Below are 18,497 nucleotides of genomic sequence, written 5' to 3'. Positions count from 1 at the left end.
TTTTAAACAATAGATTTACCGAGTGAAATTTTTCGTAAATTCATTACCATTTCACACCAATTTCAAATAATAAAATATTAAACCAATGGATACAAACCTGGAACAAAAAATCAGAGGAATATTTCAACAGCAGAAAGCCTTTTTCAAAACCAATCAAACAAAAGATATTGAATTCCGAAAAGCACAATTAAGAAAATTCCGTGAAGTTTTTTTGCAACATACGGATGACCTTTGTGAAGCCTTATCTATTGATCTGGGGAAAAGCAGAAAGGAAGCAGAATATGTGGAAATTCAAATTGTCATCAGTGAACTGGATTACTTGCTGGAAAATATTGATGAGTGGGCAAAACCTACATCTGTACCTTCAAAACCGCATCCATCGGGAGCTGAAGTGGTGAGCAAAATAATGTATGAACCTTATGGAGTTACTTATATTATCGGACCTTTCAACTACCCTGTTCAATTAACATTCAGTCCTCTTATCGGAGCTTTAATCTCAGGAAACACAGCCATTATAAAACCTTCTGAAAATACGCCTCATGTTGCCCAGGTTCTTGAAAATATTGTAAAAGAATCTTTTGATGAATCTTATGTATCGGTCATTCAGGGCGCTATTGAAGAAAACACGTTGCTATTAAGCCTGCCTTTTGATTATATTTTCTTTACAGGAAGTCCGAATGTTGGCAAAATTGTGATGAAAGCCGCTGCAGAACAATTGATTCCGGTGACTCTGGAACTTGGAGGTAAATCTCCTACGATTGTTCATAAAGATGCAGATCTGGATAAAGCAGTAGCAAGAATATCTTACGGAAAATGGATTAACTGTGGGCAAACTTGTGTTGCTCCGGACTATATTTATATCCACGAATCTATAAAAGATGACTTTATTGAAAAGTTTAAAGCTCATTTAAATGCCACTTATGACGGCCAGTCATTAGGAAAAATCGGGAAAATTGTGAGCCAAAATCAAATTAAACATCTTGCAGGTTATCTGGAAGCAGCTCCGGAAAAAGTAATCTACGGAGGAAATTATGACCTTGAAACACGTCATTTTGAAGCAACTGTAATGGATAATGTTACCTGGAATGATCAGGTAATGCAGCAGGAGATCTTCGGTCCCATACTTCCTATCATGACGTATAATGATATTGAAGAAACTTTGGAGGAAATCAATAACCGTCCAAAACCTTTAGCATTATACGTTTTCACAGAAGATCAGGAGCTGGCAGATTATGTTTTAAATCATACCACAAGCGGAGATGCTGAGATCAATAGTGCCATTATTCATGTGGGTTCACATTATTTACCTTTCGGAGGGGTAGGAACTTCAGGAATGGGTAAATATCATGGGAAATTCAGCTTTGAGTGTTTTAGCCACAGCCGTTCTGTTCTTCAGGTAAAATAATAACAAAATATACTACATATAAAACTAAGACTGTTCATCATAGGGCAGTCTTTTTTGTAAAACAGAATTGATATTTTTATTGCAGAAAAATTGCATTTTTCTTTTAAAGAAAAGCCCTTAACAAACTTTAACCACATATAATTTTTACAATTCATTAATATTTAAGATATTTGCGCATTATTTTAAAAATAAAGAATGAAAAAAATCTTTGTAGTATCATTCATATCAGTTGGATATTTTCTTAATGCACAGAGTTTAAGTAACTCTCCTTATGCAACTTATGGAATTGGGGATGTGAAATATGATAATACGATCGAGACTACTTCTATGGGAGGTATATCAACTGCTTTTATAAGTGATTTTACCAGTAGTTTCAATTTTGCCAACCCAGCAAACAATGCCAATTTTGAACTTACGAGTATCAAACTGGAAGCTACCAACGAAAACAATTATTTCAAATCGAATTATAACGATATGAAATCTACAAAGCATTCTACGTATCTTTCCAATATTTCACTTGCATTTCCATTATCATCTAAAGCGAAAATGGGGATCTCTTATCAGCCATACAGTTCTAAAAGCTACGACATCGTAACAGAACAGCTTGATAAAGATAATGTAACTCCTCTTTACAGAAATAATTTTAAAGGAAGCGGAACATTGAATGCGGCACAGGTTGCTGTTTCTTATAAAATTAATCAGGAACTTTCTGTAGGAGCAAGAGCAAACCTTTATTTTGGTGACCTTAATGACCTTAATGAATTCCGTGCATACAACCCTGCTACAGGCAGTTATGCTGGTGAATATGTGAATGGTTATCAGACTAAAAACAGAGTCAGAAACTTTAATTTTACACTGGGTACAAGCTACCAGACTTTAAATACCCGTACTGACAAGAAGTTTACAGTAGGAGCTACCGCTACTTTTGGTAACACCAGTAATATGACTACTGAGTATATTAACAGTACTTACAGATACTCTGATGCTCAGGAAACCACTAAGGTATATGAAACCATCATAGATCAGCAGGAAACAAAATCTAAAAACCTTCTTCCATTACAAGCATCCGTAGGGGTTGGATATGGAAGTGAAAACCATTGGTTCCTATCAGGACAGGTGGATTATAAAAAAGGAGAAGATATTGCTTATTTTGGTAAAACTTTCGACTTTCAGGATACTTACAGAGTTTCTGCCGGTGGATGGTACCTTCCTAACTATAATAACTTCAGAAACTACTTCTCAAGGGTAATCTACAGATATGGAGCTTTCTATGAAAGAGGAAACCTTAAACTGGAAGGGACAAGCATCAACAAATTCGGTATTTCTGCCGGAGTAATGCTTCCATTCAAAACAAGTAGTATCACAAGAATGAGTGGTCTGGAAATAGGTCTGGAAGTAGGTAAAAGAGGAACTCTTAAAAATAACCTGATCAACCAGAATTTCATCAACCTGAAAATCGGCTTTAATTTTGCTGATAAATGGTTCAGAAAGACTCTTTATAACTAGAATGAATTTTTCAAAAAAAATATCATATAAAAATATAGCATGCCTTTTTAGTTGTGCTATATTTTTTATATTGACATCCTGTGAAGAAGATCTTACCAAAAGAAATGGCAGCCAAAGCAAAAATTTCCCTTCACAGATCATCAACAACGCCAATATTATACAGCGTGACTCCGGCTTTGTCACTTTAAAAGCCAAAGCTCCCATCATTGAAAAATATGAGCTGATTGACAGCCCTTATGTAGTAGCCAGAAAAGGAATTGATATTGAGTTTTTTGATAAAAAGAAACCTAAAGTTCCGGGAAGAATTACAGCGAAATACGCACGTATTTTTGAATATAAAAAATTCTACGAAGCCAAAGGTGATGTAAGAATAAAAACCAATGAAGGGCAGAGATTTGCAATGCAGAGTATTTATTGGGACCAAAAAAAGAACAGAATCTACACTAAAGATACAGTATATGTTACCATGGAAGACGGCTCTACACTGGTAGGAGCCAATGGGATGACTGCAAAGGATGACTTTTCAGAATATACTTTCTATAACAACTCAGGAGATTTCAGTTCAAAGAGAATTTCTGAGAATAAAAAATAATCCCCAAATAATGAAAGCTCTGGCTATTGGACTGATGTCCGGGACAAGTCTGGACGGTTTGGATATCTGTCTCGCAGAATTTGAGAAACAAGACAAATGGTCTTTTCAGATCCTGAAAGCCGAAACAATCCCCTATGCTGAGGATTGGGAAAATAAGCTTAGACACTCCATTCATCTTTCTGCGGAAGATTTATTGGAACTGAATTCCGAATATGGTTTTTATCTTGGCCGGCAGGTTAAAGAATTCATTCATAAGCATCAACTCGAAAACATCAATTTGATTGCCTCTCATGGTCATACGATTTTCCATCAGCCTAATCGAAAATTTACACTTCAGATAGGTGATGGCAGAGCGATAAAACTGGAAACCGGATTACCCGTTATCTATGATTTCAGAAGTCAGGATGTCCTGATGAAAGGAAATGGAGCTCCATTGGTTCCTATAGGTGATGAATTACTTTTTTCAGAATACAACGCCTGTTTAAACCTTGGCGGGTTTTCCAATATCTCTTTACAGTCAGACGGAAAAAGAATCGCTTTTGATATAGCACCGGTGAATATTGTATTGAATCATCTGGCTCAGCACATCAACAAAAGTTTTGATGAAAACGGAGAGCTTGCCCAAAAAGGAAAAATCAATGAAACTTTACTGAACGATCTTAATGCTTTAGATTTTTACCAGAATTCACACCCAAAATCTTTGGGAATCGAATGGTGCCATGAACATATATTTCCAGCTCTTAAAAATATTGAAATCTTAGATGCCCTGGCAACTTTTACAGAGCATACCGCCCAGCAGATCGCCAATGTCATCAATAAAAATAATATAAAGAATATCCTTATTACTGGAGGAGGCGCTTACAATTCATTTTTAATTGAAAAAATAAGATCAAAAACACAAGCTGAAGTGATTATCCCTAAAAAAGAAATTATTGATTATAAGGAAGCTCTGATCTTTGCTTTTATGGGAGTTCTAAAGCTCAATAATGAGGTGAATGTACTTTCATCTGCTACAGGAAGTTCTTCTGACCACTCTTCTGGAGCCATAGCATAAAACTACATTAAAATAAAAAAAAACCTTCAAAAATGAAGGTTTTTTTATTATTTATAAGCTTCGATTTTATCGGTAAGCGTATTGATAAAGTTCTGTAATGGTTTTTCTACCATCATTTTGATGAATGGATTGAATTTCCCCTCAAATAACATCTGAACTTCAGTCTGGTTATCATTAATTGGGTTTAAAGTTGCTGTTAAAGTGAAGTCCAAACTTGAACTTGCAGATCTTAAAACAGCTTTTTGGTCATCCACTTCATCTATTTTTAACGCAATTTCCGGCATTCCCTGTAATCCGAATTTAAATCCGTTATCTCTTGTTTCAAATTTTTGAAGACCATCCGGCATAAAATCTTTGTAATTTTCAGGTGATTTCAGCAACTCGGTAAGTTCTTTAGATGATTTATTGACAATAATCTTTCGTCCTTCTAAATTCATTTCTTATTTTTTATAATTAAATTCTTAACTCTTACAAATGTATAAAGTTTTTGTGCATAAATACTCCAAACTGATAGTCAATATTTTATTTATTACATAATTTTCTGATCATCCGGCAATCAGACAAAGAATGGCAGGTATCCGTTTATCACAATAACAAAATTATAAAAATTTGTCTACAAAGACACCACTAAAACATACTTTTGAAATATAATCTTAAAGCTTAAAAGCCTTTAAAAACAATTCGTGACAGTTTCTATGTAAATAGCCAAGAAAGAGAGCGTCAATAAGGGAATTTACTTTCTATGCTCCATCATAAATACGTAAAATATGCCTCTGTTTAATGTTTAATTTCTATTACAATTTTATATATTTGTGAGTGATTGTAGTAAAAAATAATTAAAAAGTCATTTTTTATTGTTTTGAAAAATAACAAATCACTGATAATCAATTCTAAAATCTACTATATAAGATGTATAAAGTTTTTGTGAACGAAAAAAAATTATTGGTGTCTAAACATCCTGAAAATCTTGAAAAAGAAATTCGGTATGAAAGTTTCACAACTTTAGAAATAGCATTAGACCTTCTGGAGAATACTTCTGTACAGGAACTTAATGTATATGGAGAGAATTTGGATGAAATATGGCAGGAATTTCAAAAGCTTTTCAGAATTATAGAAGCAGCGGGAGGCCTTGTGAATAATCCTGAAGGGAAAGTTCTTTTTATTAAAAGACTTGGCAAATGGGATCTTCCAAAAGGTAAGATGGAAAAAGGAGAATCCAGAGAGGAGTCTGCAGTACGGGAAATAGAAGAAGAAACCGGGCTGAGTGATGTTGAACTCATAAAATTCATCAATACCACCTACCATATTTATGTAGAAAGAAACGGAGAAAAGATCCTAAAATGTACCCATTGGTTTGAAATGAACTTTGACGGAGAGGATACTTCCAAACCGCAAATAGAAGAAGGCATTACTGAAGTTGCCTGGAAAACGACATCAGAAATTGAAAATGAAGTTTTCCCAAGTACCTTTAAAAATATTATACTGATCGTAAAAGAATTCTGGGATATAAAGAAGCTGGAAGCTTAAAGGTAAGAAGCTGGAAGAAGGAGGCTGGAAGTTATTATTCAACAACATTCAACCTCCTTTTTTTGTATTATACAAAGTCGATTAGTTTTTCCAGAGCAATCCCCCTGGAACCTTTCAACAATATATTTTCAGATTGAATTTTATTCTGTTTTAAATATTCTATCAGGACTGCTGTATTTTCAAAAGCAAGGTCTGAAGAATTAACCTCTTTAAAATGTTTTCCAACAGTGATAATCTCATTGAAATGAAGATCCTGAGCCAGCTTTAAAATGTTCTGATGTTCTTTCTCACTTTCATCACCCAATTCCAGCATATCACCAATAATAATAGTCTTACTGCCTTCAAAACTGATAAAGTTATTCAACGAAGCCGTCATAGAGCTTGGATTGGCATTGTAAGTATCCAGAACCAAAGTCCTCCCCTCTTTTTTCACAACCTGTGATCTCATATTGGTAGGCGTATACAATTCCAGAGCATGTTTTATTTTTTCAAAACTGATTCCGAAATGAAGTCCCAGACTTGCCGCTGCGCAAAGATTGGTAAAATTATATTCACCAGTGAGTTTTGAAACAGCCTTTACTCCCTGATATGCCAACCCTACAAAATGTTCTTCTGAAAAAGATTCAAAATTGTAATCCGATGTCACTTTTCCAAAAGTAATCTTAGGTGAATAGTTTTCAGTTTTCTCAGTCTGGATAGGATCATTTTCATTAACAAGAATAGTTCTGTTATTGTTTTTAAGATAGTCATAAAGCTCAGACTTTCCTTTAATCACACCTTCAAAACCTCCGAATCCTTCTAAATGAGCTTTCCCAAAATTGGTAATATATCCAAAATCAGGTTGAGCGATGGTACAAAGGAATTCAATTTCTTTCTGATGATTAGCTCCCATTTCAATCACAGCCATTTCATGTTCCGGTTTAATGGAAAGGATTGTCAAAGGAACTCCGATATGGTTATTCAGGTTTCCAAATGTATACTGCACATTGTATTTTTCTGAAAGGACAGCATGAATCAATTCTTTGGTAGTCGTCTTCCCATTGCTTCCTGTAAGCCCGATAAAAGGAATACTAAGTTTGCTTCTGTGATAGATAGACAGCTGCTGTAAAAACTCAAGGGTAGACGGAACATAGAAAATATTTTTATCTCTGTTTTCGAATTCCGGAAGTTCAACAATTACTGCCAAAGCTCCATCATCTATGGCTTTTTCCGCTAATGTAGCTGCATTGAAATTTTCACCGGAAAAGGCAAAGAAAATATCATTCTCTGCTATTTTTCTGCTATCAATGGTCACTTTTGCGGCCTGCAGAAATAAAGGATAAAACTGTTCTATATTCATGTGGAAATATATATTTTTTTTTAAAAGAAGTCACATGCAATCGCCAAATCTCTATAAGTATTTTAGACTTTTTAACCGAAGCGATTTCATGATCCAAAAATAAAAAAACCTTCCGAAAGTCCGGAAGGTTTTTTATAAGTATTTTTTGATAAATATTATCTTCTAGTTCTACCCTTATCGTTAGTTCTTGAATCCTGTGCAACACGGAATCCTACCCAACCATAAGCTCTGTTTTGATTTTTATATCTTCTTTGTCCCGGATCCAGCCAATATGCTGTATCCTGCCAAGAACCTCCTTTTACAACTCTAACCTCGTTAGAAACTGCTGAAGTTCTGTCTTTGGTATCTTTCTGTAATTTCACTCTACCAGCTCCGTCTACAACAAAGCTTTGTTTAGGAGCATTGTACATATCGAATCCTGCAGCAGAATCAGAAGCTCTGTAATACTCTAAAGAAGACTGTCTGTCACCATCTCTGTAGTTTCTGTAATCAGCGATAGTTTGTCTTTCAAATTGTCCAGGAAGTCCTTTATAAACTAATCTTCCGTCAGCCAAAGTATCATATTTGATAGTACCTTCGTCGATCATTTTATAAGTTCCGTCACCATTTCTTACAATAGCCTGAGGCATATTTCCTCTATAGTAGTTGAAATCGCTGTAATCTTCATCAATGATTGGTCTGTAAACATCCGCAGTCCATTCTGAAACGTTTCCGAACATACCATATACCCCAAGGTCATTAGAAGGATACTTTCTTACATCAGAAGTCTGTGCAGAACCGTCATTCTTCCATCCTGAGATCCCTGAATAGTCACCTTTACCCATTTTGAAGTTTTCAAGGAACATTCCTCTGTCTCTTCCTTTGGTACCTCTTAATCTTTCGATTTCAGGTTTTTTACCTAGGTATTGGTTATATTCTCTGGTTTTTGCCATACCAAGAGCTGCATATTCCCATTCAACTTCGGTAGGAAGTCTGAACTTCTGTACCATTGCAGAATTTGGAGCTCTGTTAGCTGCAAGCAATCTCTGGTTTGTGGTTTTCATACCAGTTTTTTGCTGCATTCTTTTTTCATTGATATATCCTTGCATTTCAGGATCATTCGATTTGAATTTATCCATGTTGAATGCAGTTCCTCCCTGGTTGTTGGATTCGTTGATATACAAATCTTTGGCAATAATACCAGACTGCATCAAAGCTTTTTCATTCGCTCTGTCTGTCAGCCATTCACAGTATCTGTTTGCCTGAGTCCAGGAAACTCCTACCACCGGATAATAATCAAACTCCGGAGAACGCAGATACGTTTCATTATAATCGTTTCTTGCTAATTTGTTGTCCCATAATAAGGTATCCGGTAAAGCACCGTTATAGATTTCCTTAAAACTAGGATCACTTGGTGGGAATACATACTTCAACCATGTAAGGTATTCGCGGTATTCGTAGTTAGTAATTTCTGTTTCTCCGATAAAGAATGAACTTACCTGCATTCTGCGAGGTGTGTTATTCCAATCGTGCATAACATCATCTTTCACTAATCCCATTGTAAAAGTTCCACCTTCTACATATACCATTCCAGGCCACCCCTTCTGCTTTTGTTGCTTTCCTGCAAAAAACCAACCTTGTTTTTCGTTTGGTTTCCAACCCGTTTTACTGACAAATTTTTTGGTACCGCCACCTTTGCTGGTTCCCGATCCGCCACAGCTGGTTAATGCAAGTGTAGAACTTAATGCTATTAATGAAAACAACTTTAGTTTTTTCATAGTCGATATAAATATTTTCAAAGTACAAAGAAAAAATAAATTATTCAATAAATCAAGTAAACATTTGATTTTTTTGAAAAACGTTAACAATTTAATTTTATTGTATCGCAATTTAATTCTAAAATTTTCATTTATTTTGTAATTTAGCAATTTCAATAGTAAACATGAGACGAAAAATTACGCTTCTATCTTTAATCGCTTTTGCATCAATACTTTACGCCCAAAGGAACACCATAGAATGGAATGGTTCAAAAATTCAGGATTTTGGCGACACAAAATTAAATCTTCCTAATTTCAAAAATGAGGGTTTTTCTTTCAGCCAAAATAATGTTTTTATAGTAACCAAGCAAAAAATCGGAGAAAAGCAGCTGAAAATTTCAGACCTTGTCTGGGAAAGCGTTCCTGCTCAGGATTTATTTGAGTTGGATAAAGGAAGACTTCCTGATTATGATGTAGCAGATGTTTCCTATTATAATTTAGATGGAGACAGCTATGCCAGCATCAGTGTTGCTTTGTTTAAAAATGTAAAAGGTCGTGTTCAGAGATTATCTTCGTTTAATGTTTCAGAAGCCTCTTCATTTGTAAATACAACAGGGACTGTTAATAAAATAGGAACGACCGGCAACCCATTATCAAGCGGCAACTTTTACAAAATAAAAGTCGATAAGTCCGGTGTATTCAAAATTACAGCACAGTTTTTAAAGGATAACGGCATCAATCCCAGCTCCGTAAATCCTAAAAACTTCAGAATTTATGGAAACGGAGGAATATTGCTTCCTGAATATAATCAGGATGCACGATATGGAGCTTTGCAGGAGAATGCCATTCAGGTTGTAGGTGAAGATGACGGGGTATGGAACGATAATGATTATGCTCTTTTCTACGCTCAGGGTCCTGATGGATATAACCTTTACGACACTGCCAATGGAAATGGCTTTAAAAGAAAAGATACCCGATTCAGCGAAAGAAGTAATAATGTCAAAAATATATATGAAGATTTTTCTTATTACTATATCAACTTTGACAAAGGTTCAGGGAAAAGAGTTCCGACTGTTGACGGAAACCTTCCTGCCCAGCTGATTACGAGATATGACAATTACCAGGTGATCAACAAGGATCAGAAAAACTTGTTGAAAGTGGGCAGAACATGGGTGGAAGACACTCCTTTCAGCAATGAAAAAACATTGACATTTTCTACCAACTCACCAATACAGGCTGGAGATGTTATACGATACAGAACTCAGGTGGTAGCATATAATTCGCAACAGAATACGATTGATTTTAAGATCAATAATTTAAATCCGCATCCACTACAAACGATCCCAACAGATACTTCATCTTATCAGTATACCTTCTACCCTGTAACCTATTCCGGAACGCTTTCCAATCTTACCGGAAATCAGATTACAATGGTTTTGAATCCTGATATTTCTAAAAACCCTAACGGAACTTTCTATTTTGATTATGCGGAAGTTCAGTACAAAGAAAATCTGGCTTTCAATGGCTCACAGATGAACTTCAGGGACTATTCAATTGTAAGTGGAAGTAATACAGACTATGGATTCAGCATTACCAATGCTGCTAATATAGAGCAGGTATGGGATGTAACGGATATTACCAATGCCAGCCGAAGAGTGAATAAAGCCGGAGCCGGCGCTTTCAACTTTGCTTATACTGCTGCCGATCAGAATTTCAATAATGAATTTGTAGCTTTCCGTGCTGATGCAGCTTTCAGCCCGCAGTTTGTAGGGAGAATTTCCAATCAGAATCTTTCTGCTTTACAAAATATAGATTACCTGATTCTGACGGTTCCTGAAATGATGGGCCAGGCACAGAGACTTGCCAACTATCATCAGACCGCTCATAATTATAAAGTAGAAATTGTAGACGTCAATAAAATCTATGAAGAATTTGGCAGCGGAAGTAAAGATCTTACGGCTGTAAGAGATTTTGTCAGCAAGCTCAATACTCCTCTTGGCAGACTTCAATATGTATTTATTCTGGGGGATGCTTCATTTGATTATAAAAACAGGGTTCCCAACAATACAAACGTTGTTGCCAGCTACCAGAGTGAGCAGTCTTCAGATTACGTATCCTCATTCGTAACGGATGATTATATTGTAATGACCAAGCCACAGACCACATCATTAATTGAAAACAATTTACCGGATCTGCCCGTGGGTAGAATTCCGGCTGCGAATGCAAGCGAGGCCGGAGATATGATCAATAAAACCCTGGCTTATTACAACTCCCTTCAGGGGCAGTCCACTCCGTTCGGAGACTGGCGTATGAGACTTGACTTTGTAGTGGATGATAATGACGAGGGAGGAGGTCCGTTTCATAATGTAATGAACAGTTCTCTGGCCGGCATATTTGAACAACCGGGACAGACGGAACTTAAAGAATATAATGTTAAAAAATTATATATGGATGCCTTCACCGCTCAGAGTACATCCGGAGGACGAAGATATCCACAGGTAAACCAGGCTATTTCCAATGCTATCGGAAACAGTTTATATCTGTTTTATTTCGGACACGGAGGAATTAACGGCTGGGCACAGGAAAGAGTATTAACAACTACTGAGGTTCAGAATGCCAATAATTTCTCTAATGTATACAGCAGATTTCCGTTTGTTTCTACCATTACATGTGAATTTACATTATGGGATGAGCCTGCAACCAATTCTGTAGGAGAACAGTTTATCAAAATGAAACAGGGAGGTGCCTCAGCAATGATTACTTCCAGCCGTGCTATTGGGGTAGATTACGGGCGTGATTTCACCAATACATTTACTCAGAATATTTTTAAATTAACCAGTGACGATTTCAATTCGTTAGGTAATGCACATTTACTGGCTAAAAAACAGAAGGGGCCAAACAATAACCATTTAAAGGTAAACTTTCTGGGTGACCCTGCTATGAAATTAAGCAGACCGCAAAGACTTCTTACCATTGACAATATTGAAACTCCGGTTCCTGGACTGATCAGAGGTTTGGATTTTGTGAAAATAAAAGGACACGTCAATAATCCGAATGGAACATTGAACAATACCTTCAACGGGAGAGTCAGCATCAATATTTTTGATAAGAGATTAAATAAGAAAACATTAAATAACACCGGTGTTTTATCTCCGGTTTTAGACTATACAGAGGAAGGAAGTGCTATTGTAAAAGCTGCCGGAACCGCTGTAAACGGAGTATTCACTGCAGAATTCTATGTTCCTAAAGACATCAACTATGCGGTGGGCCAGGGAAGAATTTTAGCCTATGCAGACAACAAGGCAACGGATGTTTTCAACAACCAGGCAGTACAGGTAGGTGATATCAATCCTAATGGAATCAATGACAGCCAGCCTCCAAAAGTAAAGCTGTATATGAATAACACCAACTTTGCGGATGGTGGAATTACCAACCAGAATCCAATGCTTCTTGCCTGTCTTACAGATGACACAGGAATCAATTCCACAGGTTCAGGGGTAGGTCACGATATTACAACATACCTGGACGGGCAGATTATCAATACTGTTGTTTTAAATGATTTTTACTCTGCGGGAGAAGGAAATGGATGTTTAAATCCAAGTCTTGCCGACTACCAAAAAGGAAATGTAACCTATCCTTTCAGAAATTTAGCGATTGGGCAACACCAGTTGACATTTAAAGTTTGGGATATAAACAATAATTCTACATCTGCTACGTTAAATTTTGAAGTTAAGGATGAATCTGACCAACACCTGACGATCAACCGTCCGCTGAACTGGCCAAATCCATTTACAAATAAAACCTATATTCAGTTTGAACACAATTGTGATGATATTCTGGATGTGAACGTACAAATTTATACAATAACCGGAAGATTGGTAAGAACTTTATCACAACCGGTAGTCGCAGAACCGTTCCTACAGGGCTTTAGAACCCCTCGCCAGGCAATAGAATGGGACGGAAGAGATGATTTTGGGTCAACAGTAGCAAAAGGTACGTATATTTTTAAGATATTTGCAAAAAGTCAAAATCAAGAAAAATGCAAAGGAAGTGCTACAGCTGTAGAAAAAATGGTACTTTTGAAATAATTAAATAATACATAGACAATAATATTAACAAAAAACTGATAATATATAAAAGACAACATATGAATTTAACTACTAAACTGCTTTTAGGATTTGGTTTGAGTGCTGGTTTTTTAGGCTATTCGCAAGATTTAGGTAAAGTAAACCCAGTTCTTACCGGAGCCCCTTTCCTAAGAATTGCGCCTGATGCGAGATCGGGAGGTATGGGAGACCAAGGGGTGGTAACCTCTCCGGATGCATTTTCACAATTCTGGAATGCGGCTAAATATCCTTTCAGCAGAACAAGTTCTTCCGTAGGTCTTAACTATACGCCTTACATGGGAAAACTTACCAATGATGTATTCTTATTATATGCTTCGTTCCATAAGTTTCTGGGGCAGGAAGAAAGATCTACAATCTCTGCAAGTATCTATTATTTCAACATGGGACAGGTAGACCTGACTCAGTTAGTAGGTACAGAAATTGCATCAATGGGTACATCAAAACCAAACGAATTCTCTATTGACGTTGCTTATGCTTTGAAGCTTTCCGATTCATTCTCGGGTGCTGTTACCGGTAGATTTATCCGTTCAGACTTAGCCGGAGGATTCAACACAGACACTACACTTAAAGCGGCTAACAGTTTTGCAGTAGACGTTTCAGCATACTATACCTCGCCAAGATTCTCCAGTATCGGAGGATATGATGGTAAAGTGAATGCAGGTTTAGCTATTCAGAACGTAGGTCCAAAACTGGATTATACGGGAAATGAAGAATCAAGATCTTATCTTCCTACAATGGCAAGATTAGGGGTTGGGTATGACATGTACCTGGATGATATGAATCGAGTTGGAATTTCTGTAGAAGGTTCAAAACTTTTGGTTCCCGGATCTGAGTATGCAGGAATTGATCCCAATACAAGACAGCCTATTTATCAAATCCCGAATGTAGGGCCAATGGCTGGTATCGGAAAATCTTTCAAAAACAAAAACAGTATCATGTATAGTGGTGCTTTAGAATATTCTTATGATAATGCATTTTCTGTAAGAGGAGGTTACTTCCATGAAAGTGAAGAGCAGGGAGCAAGACAGTTTGCTACAGCGGGTGTTGGTTTAAGATACCGTTCTTTCGGGCTGGATCTTTCTTACCTGATCAACATGTCAAAAATCAACAGTGCATTGGATAACACACTTCGTTTCGGTCTTACCTGGAATATCGGAGAAGAAACATCCAACAACGATCGTTAAAAAAAGCTTCAGCTATATAAAAAAGCCTCATTTTCTATGAGGCTTTTTTTGTGGCAATTGTGAATCGTCAATCCGCTTCACTTGTCAATTTCTTTTACACGCTGCAATCATTCACCATTCACTTTGCAAAGCAAAAATTCACTATTGACCTTTAAATAATGTAATAGTATAATCAAGAAGTCTCCTATCTCTATAATCTCCATGTCCAGGAACTACAATCTTCACGTTAGGATATTCTTTTTTAATTTTTTCAACGGTATTTGACCACGCAGAGACATTTGCATCTCCTAAATATCCCTTACCTGCCTCAAGCTCTTTCAACAAACAACCTCCAAACAGAATATTTTCACTTGGGAAATATCCAACAGCATTATCTCTTGTATGACCTTCCCCAAAATATTTTGCAATAACATCTTTATCTCCTATTTTCAAAACAACAGAATCATTAAAGCTGTTTTCAGGAACAACGAAATGATTTTCTTTGGCTAGTTCTATTGTTTTAGCATATGAATAAGAAGGAATGTTTTTTTTATGAAACGCCAGCAATCCTCCTAAACTATCATCATGAAAATGAGTTGGAATCACTGCATTGATTTTGGCATGAAGTTTTTCATTGATCCATTGTATCAATTCTTCTGAGCTTTTATCATTAGTGGGTGTATCAAAAATAATGGTTTCATTATTATCTTTTACAATGAGTCCATTACACGGTACATTTCCGAAATCATTCGTCTGCTTAAAAGAAGTATGGATAAAAGCATTTTGTGAAATCTGGGTAATAACCAGACTGCTGGATTTATAAATTTCCTTAGCATTAAAGTTATCCTTCTTCTGCGAACCGCAACTTATAATGATAATAGAAAATAAAATGAAGAAGATATTTTTACTGATGATTTTCATGAGCCTGCTGTTTTAGGAATTGAGATAAGCTAAGATAAGAATTCGTGGAACATGAGTGTTCTGCTGAAATGTTAAAACCACTACAATGGCATGCCATAAAAAAAATATAATATTTAAGTTTATAAAAGTCTCTTTTTTATGGCAATTTTCTTAAATTCAATAACTATTTTTGTAGTATGAACTATTCGGCAGAATTAAAAAAATTTGTAACCAGTCAGTATGTATATTCTGCTATCAGAATTACATTAGCTACTGTTCTGCCTTGCTTAGTCCTTGCCCACTTCGGAATTCTGAAGGAATATTTTCTTTTTCCTCTCGGAACCAGCTTTGTAGCTCTTACAGATCAGCCAGGCCCTTTCATCAGAAGAAGAAATGCCCTTACTTTTGCAATATTCTGTTTTGTTTTTGTTGCACTTATTGCCAGTCTTGTGATGAATATCAAAGTACTGGTGCTTCTGGAAGTCATCGTATTTGGGATGTTTTTCTCCCTGATCGGAGTTTACGGTCAGAGATTGGCGGCAGTAGGTTCATTATCGCTTGTTGTGCTCGCCATCTTTATTGACGGTCACCTTACGGGAAGTAATATATTTAAAAGTTTACTGATTTTTGCTTGTGGCTGTATATGGTTTCTTCTCATCTTCCTTATTGTAACCACAATTCGTCCTTATAAACTGGCAAGCCAGATGATTGGGGAAAACTACCTTCAGTTGGCCGAGTTTTTAAAGATTAAAGCTAATTATTATCAGAAGAATCCGGATTTTAATAAACTGACCACTCAGGTTATTGCAAAGCAGATTGAGATAAAAAACCTGCAGGAAGACACCAGAGAAACGGTTTTTAAAACAAGAACCATCGTCAATGAATCTACAACAACCAGCCGTTTATTGATGCTGATGTTTCTGAATTCAATGGACCTTCATGAGAAGCTGATGACCTCTGAAAGTGATTATCAGAAGCTTCAACAGAGTTTTGAGGACAGCATGATCCTGGTTAATATCCATGATTATCTCAATCTTTTGGCAGAAGAGATTACCAATATCGGAATCGCGCTGCAAAGTGGTACAAGGGCAAAACCTATGGTGAATCTGGAACTGGAATTAAAGAATCTTAATTATAACTATTTCGAACTCAGAAATAAGCAGCTTTCTTCTGACAATCTGGAAAATTTCATGATCCTGCGCCAGATTCTGATGCGTATCTATGAAATCACGAAAGAAATCAACGAAATCTATAAAGTATTTTCTCAGAATATAAAACTGGCAAAGAGTTTATCCACAGGATTAGACCTTAGGAAATTCATGCCGAATGAGCCTAAACTCAATGCTAAAGTTCTAAGGAATAACATTTCCTTATCATCTTCCCATTTCCGCCATGCGATAAGAATTACAACAGCTTTGCTGCTGGGGTATATTTTCTCGATGTTCGATTTTCTGGGACTGGGACATACATATTGGATATTAATTACCATTACCGCCATTTTAAAACCGGCCTACTCCATTACGAAACAGAGAAATCTTCTCCGTCTCTATGGAACCATTGCAGGGGCCAGTATTGCTTATGCCATTCTTCATTTTGTTCATATTAACGGCGTTTTATTTGCTATTCTGCTGGTCAGTATGATCATGTGTTTCAGTTTTTTGAAAGGAAGATATTTCTGGGCAGTATTATTCATGACGATCTATGTTTTCCTGAGTTTTAATTTTTTGAATCCAGGGAAAGTCAATATTATTTTTAAAGACAGAATCTTTGATACAGCGATTGCCGGAATCATTGCTTTTGCTGTATCTTATATTGTACTGCCGGTTTGGGAACACACCCAAAACCTGGATCTGATGAAGAAATCCGCGGCAGACAACCTTATCTATTTCCAGAGTGTAATTTCCAAATTCTTACAGGGAAATTTTGACCTTGAAGATTATAAAGTAAAGCGAAAAAATGCGATCATTTCTTTAGCCAACCTTTCCGACAATTTCCAGAGAATGATTTCGGATCCTAAAAACCAGCAGAAAAAGCTGGAAGTTGTTCACCAATTTGTAGCTACATCACATCTGATCACAGCATATACAGCTTCTCTTTCTCAATATTCCAAGAGTAATGAACAATATCCTGAAATAGATGCTGAAAGCTGGAGCCGAAAGATTGAAGCAGAAATGCAGCAAACCTCTACCCTTCTCAACGGGAATGACATCAATGAAACATTGAAAATGGAAAGCCGTCTTGAGCCGGAAGATTCATCCATTGAAGATATGCTTCTGAAAAGAAAAACTGAGATTGAGGAAAATGACATTGTAGACAGAAGAGATCCTGATAAAGTATCCCATTTAACGGAGCTTAAAAACATCCACGATATCCTGGAGCTGATCTATGATGTTGCAAAAGAACAGAGAAAAGTGATCGAAAAATATAAAAACGAAGCAGATTCTACTCTTCCACAATCGTAAAGCAGTAGTCGTCGAAAAACTCTACCCTGGCCTTAAATTCATCTGAAAACTGATCATCATAAACACGGCAGCTTATTTTATGGAGATGCTTCAGCTCGAAAGGTTTTACTTCATAATTTTTCTTCAAAGACCAATATTTTGAGTGGTGAATCTTGTACATACTTTCCTTCACACTCCATATAATCGTATAAAAAGTATCTGCTTTATCTTCAGGAATAAAACCGCGCTCATTCTCATAGGTAAATTTATCAATCACCCTTAAAATCTTAGGATTAAACTTTTCGACGTCAATCCCTATTTTATTTTTAGAAATGGCAATGGCAGCGAAGGGAAAAGAATGTGTAATGGAAATTTCCGCATCGTTAGGAGAAAGAAAAGGCTCTCTTTCTTTATATAAAATCTTAGAATCCGGCTTTAATCCTTTCAGGAGCTTCCGCACCATCAAAACTTCCAGTAATTTTTTAGGATGATAATCTTTTACCTTCTCGGCATTTTCCGGCTCCAGAAGTTGATGAATATCAAGCTCTTCACTTTCATCATACTTCCAAACAAGGATGGTGGCATTATCATCTGAAAAATCTCGGTAAAGGGGCATTCTTTTTTTATTGGACAAAAATACTAAAAAAAGCTTGAAGCTGGAAGAAGGAAGGTGGAAGTACTATTCGTTATAAAATAAACTACAGATT

At 36.3% G+C, this 18,497-nt stretch carries 13 protein-coding genes; 8 read left to right on the top strand and 5 right to left on the bottom strand.

What is annotated here, in order from left to right:
• Positions 1-85 precede the first annotated feature (85 nt).
• The 4 genes from mdlD to SFA27_RS06620 all read left to right on the top strand — a co-directional run bounded on the left by mdlD (position 86) and on the right by SFA27_RS06620 (position 4,557).
• Positions 86-1,405, top strand: coding sequence for an NAD(P)-dependent benzaldehyde dehydrogenase MdlD (gene mdlD / locus SFA27_RS06635; protein WP_047378446.1), 1,320 nt, complete (start codon positions 86-88; stop codon positions 1,403-1,405).
• A gap of 195 nt (positions 1,406-1,600) precedes the next feature.
• On the top strand, positions 1,601-2,911 hold the full coding sequence (locus SFA27_RS06630) for a hypothetical protein (RefSeq protein WP_407297151.1): 1,311 nt from the start codon (positions 1,601-1,603) through the stop codon (positions 2,909-2,911).
• A 1-nt stretch (position 2,912) separates the two neighbouring features.
• Positions 2,913-3,503, top strand: a complete 591-nt coding sequence (lptC, locus tag SFA27_RS06625; RefSeq protein WP_047378448.1) for an LPS export ABC transporter periplasmic protein LptC — start codon at positions 2,913-2,915, stop codon at positions 3,501-3,503.
• 10 nt (positions 3,504-3,513) lie between these two features.
• Positions 3,514-4,557, top strand: a complete 1,044-nt coding sequence (locus SFA27_RS06620; protein ID WP_264517321.1) for an anhydro-N-acetylmuramic acid kinase — start codon at positions 3,514-3,516, stop codon at positions 4,555-4,557.
• A gap of 47 nt (positions 4,558-4,604) precedes the next feature.
• Here SFA27_RS06620 and SFA27_RS06615 read toward each other — a convergent pair whose 3' ends face one another.
• Entirely contained in the window at positions 4,605-4,994 is a 390-nt protein-coding gene (locus SFA27_RS06615) for a hypothetical protein (protein ID WP_047378450.1), read from the bottom strand.
• Between the two features lie 472 nt (positions 4,995-5,466).
• On the opposite strand from SFA27_RS06615, the gene SFA27_RS06610 reads away from it, so the two are divergent.
• A complete protein-coding gene (locus tag SFA27_RS06610) occupies positions 5,467-6,084 on the top strand; it encodes an NUDIX hydrolase (RefSeq protein ID WP_264517320.1) in 618 nt (205 codons plus the stop codon).
• A 67-nt stretch (positions 6,085-6,151) separates the two neighbouring features.
• On the opposite strand, the gene murF is transcribed toward SFA27_RS06610, so the two are convergent.
• Together murF and gldJ are read right to left on the bottom strand one after the other, a co-directional pair.
• Positions 6,152-7,423 (bottom strand): UDP-N-acetylmuramoyl-tripeptide--D-alanyl-D-alanine ligase, encoded by a 1,272-nt coding sequence (gene murF / locus SFA27_RS06605; protein WP_264517319.1) that lies wholly within the window; start codon positions 7,421-7,423, stop codon positions 6,152-6,154.
• A 155-nt stretch (positions 7,424-7,578) separates the two neighbouring features.
• Positions 7,579-9,180, bottom strand: coding sequence for a gliding motility lipoprotein GldJ (gldJ, locus tag SFA27_RS06600; protein ID WP_047378453.1), 1,602 nt, complete (start codon positions 9,178-9,180; stop codon positions 7,579-7,581).
• 164 nt (positions 9,181-9,344) lie between these two features.
• Here gldJ and porU point away from each other — a divergent pair, with 164 nt between their 5' ends.
• Positions 9,345-13,247 (top strand): type IX secretion system sortase PorU, encoded by a 3,903-nt coding sequence (gene porU / locus SFA27_RS06595; protein WP_407297147.1) that lies wholly within the window; start codon positions 9,345-9,347, stop codon positions 13,245-13,247.
• A 59-nt stretch (positions 13,248-13,306) separates the two neighbouring features.
• Positions 13,307-14,470, top strand: coding sequence for a type IX secretion system outer membrane channel protein PorV (gene porV / locus SFA27_RS06590; RefSeq protein ID WP_047378455.1), 1,164 nt, complete (start codon positions 13,307-13,309; stop codon positions 14,468-14,470).
• A 141-nt stretch (positions 14,471-14,611) separates the two neighbouring features.
• Here porV and blaCHM read toward each other — a convergent pair whose 3' ends face one another.
• Positions 14,612-15,370, bottom strand: a complete 759-nt coding sequence (gene blaCHM, locus SFA27_RS06585; RefSeq protein ID WP_407297145.1) for a CHM family subclass B1 metallo-beta-lactamase — start codon at positions 15,368-15,370, stop codon at positions 14,612-14,614.
• Between the two features lie 176 nt (positions 15,371-15,546).
• Between blaCHM and SFA27_RS06580 the strand changes: the two genes are divergently transcribed.
• Positions 15,547-17,811, top strand: a complete 2,265-nt coding sequence (locus SFA27_RS06580; RefSeq protein WP_047378458.1) for an FUSC family membrane protein — start codon at positions 15,547-15,549, stop codon at positions 17,809-17,811.
• Here SFA27_RS06580 and SFA27_RS06575 read toward each other — a convergent pair.
• Positions 17,792-18,406, bottom strand: coding sequence for a 4'-phosphopantetheinyl transferase family protein (locus SFA27_RS06575; protein WP_047378459.1), 615 nt, complete (start codon positions 18,404-18,406; stop codon positions 17,792-17,794). The two genes, SFA27_RS06580 and SFA27_RS06575, sit on opposite strands and share 20 nt — an antisense overlap.
• Positions 18,407-18,497: the final 91 nt, after the last annotated feature.

It is taken from the genome of Chryseobacterium sp. HR92, assembly GCF_045689405.1.
GTDB lineage: Bacteria > Bacteroidota > Bacteroidia > Flavobacteriales > Weeksellaceae > Chryseobacterium > Chryseobacterium viscerum_A.
The sequence above is the reverse complement of the archived record's forward strand: the minus strand, read 5'-3'. Positions and strand labels throughout refer to the sequence as shown.

Excerpts from the sequence above, each read along its gene's own strand:
- mdlD (WP_047378446.1), top strand. The coding sequence starts at position 86 with ATGGATACAAACCTGGAACAAAAAATCAGAGGAATATTTCAACAGCAG.
- SFA27_RS06630 (WP_407297151.1), top strand. The coding sequence starts at position 1,601 with ATGAAAAAAATCTTTGTAGTATCATTCATATCAGTTGGATATTTTCTT.
- lptC (WP_047378448.1), top strand. The coding sequence starts at position 2,913 with ATGAATTTTTCAAAAAAAATATCATATAAAAATATAGCATGCCTTTTT.
- SFA27_RS06620 (WP_264517321.1), top strand. The coding sequence starts at position 3,514 with ATGAAAGCTCTGGCTATTGGACTGATGTCCGGGACAAGTCTGGACGGT.
- SFA27_RS06615 (WP_047378450.1), bottom strand. The coding sequence starts at position 4,994 with ATGAATTTAGAAGGACGAAAGATTATTGTCAATAAATCATCTAAAGAA.
- SFA27_RS06610 (WP_264517320.1), top strand. The coding sequence starts at position 5,467 with ATGTATAAAGTTTTTGTGAACGAAAAAAAATTATTGGTGTCTAAACAT.
- murF (WP_264517319.1), bottom strand. The coding sequence starts at position 7,423 with ATGAATATAGAACAGTTTTATCCTTTATTTCTGCAGGCCGCAAAAGTG.
- gldJ (WP_047378453.1), bottom strand. The coding sequence starts at position 9,180 with ATGAAAAAACTAAAGTTGTTTTCATTAATAGCATTAAGTTCTACACTT.
- porU (WP_407297147.1), top strand. The coding sequence starts at position 9,345 with ATGAGACGAAAAATTACGCTTCTATCTTTAATCGCTTTTGCATCAATA.
- porV (WP_047378455.1), top strand. The coding sequence starts at position 13,307 with ATGAATTTAACTACTAAACTGCTTTTAGGATTTGGTTTGAGTGCTGGT.
- blaCHM (WP_407297145.1), bottom strand. The coding sequence starts at position 15,370 with ATGAAAATCATCAGTAAAAATATCTTCTTCATTTTATTTTCTATTATC.
- SFA27_RS06580 (WP_047378458.1), top strand. The coding sequence starts at position 15,547 with ATGAACTATTCGGCAGAATTAAAAAAATTTGTAACCAGTCAGTATGTA.
- SFA27_RS06575 (WP_047378459.1), bottom strand. The coding sequence starts at position 18,406 with ATGCCCCTTTACCGAGATTTTTCAGATGATAATGCCACCATCCTTGTT.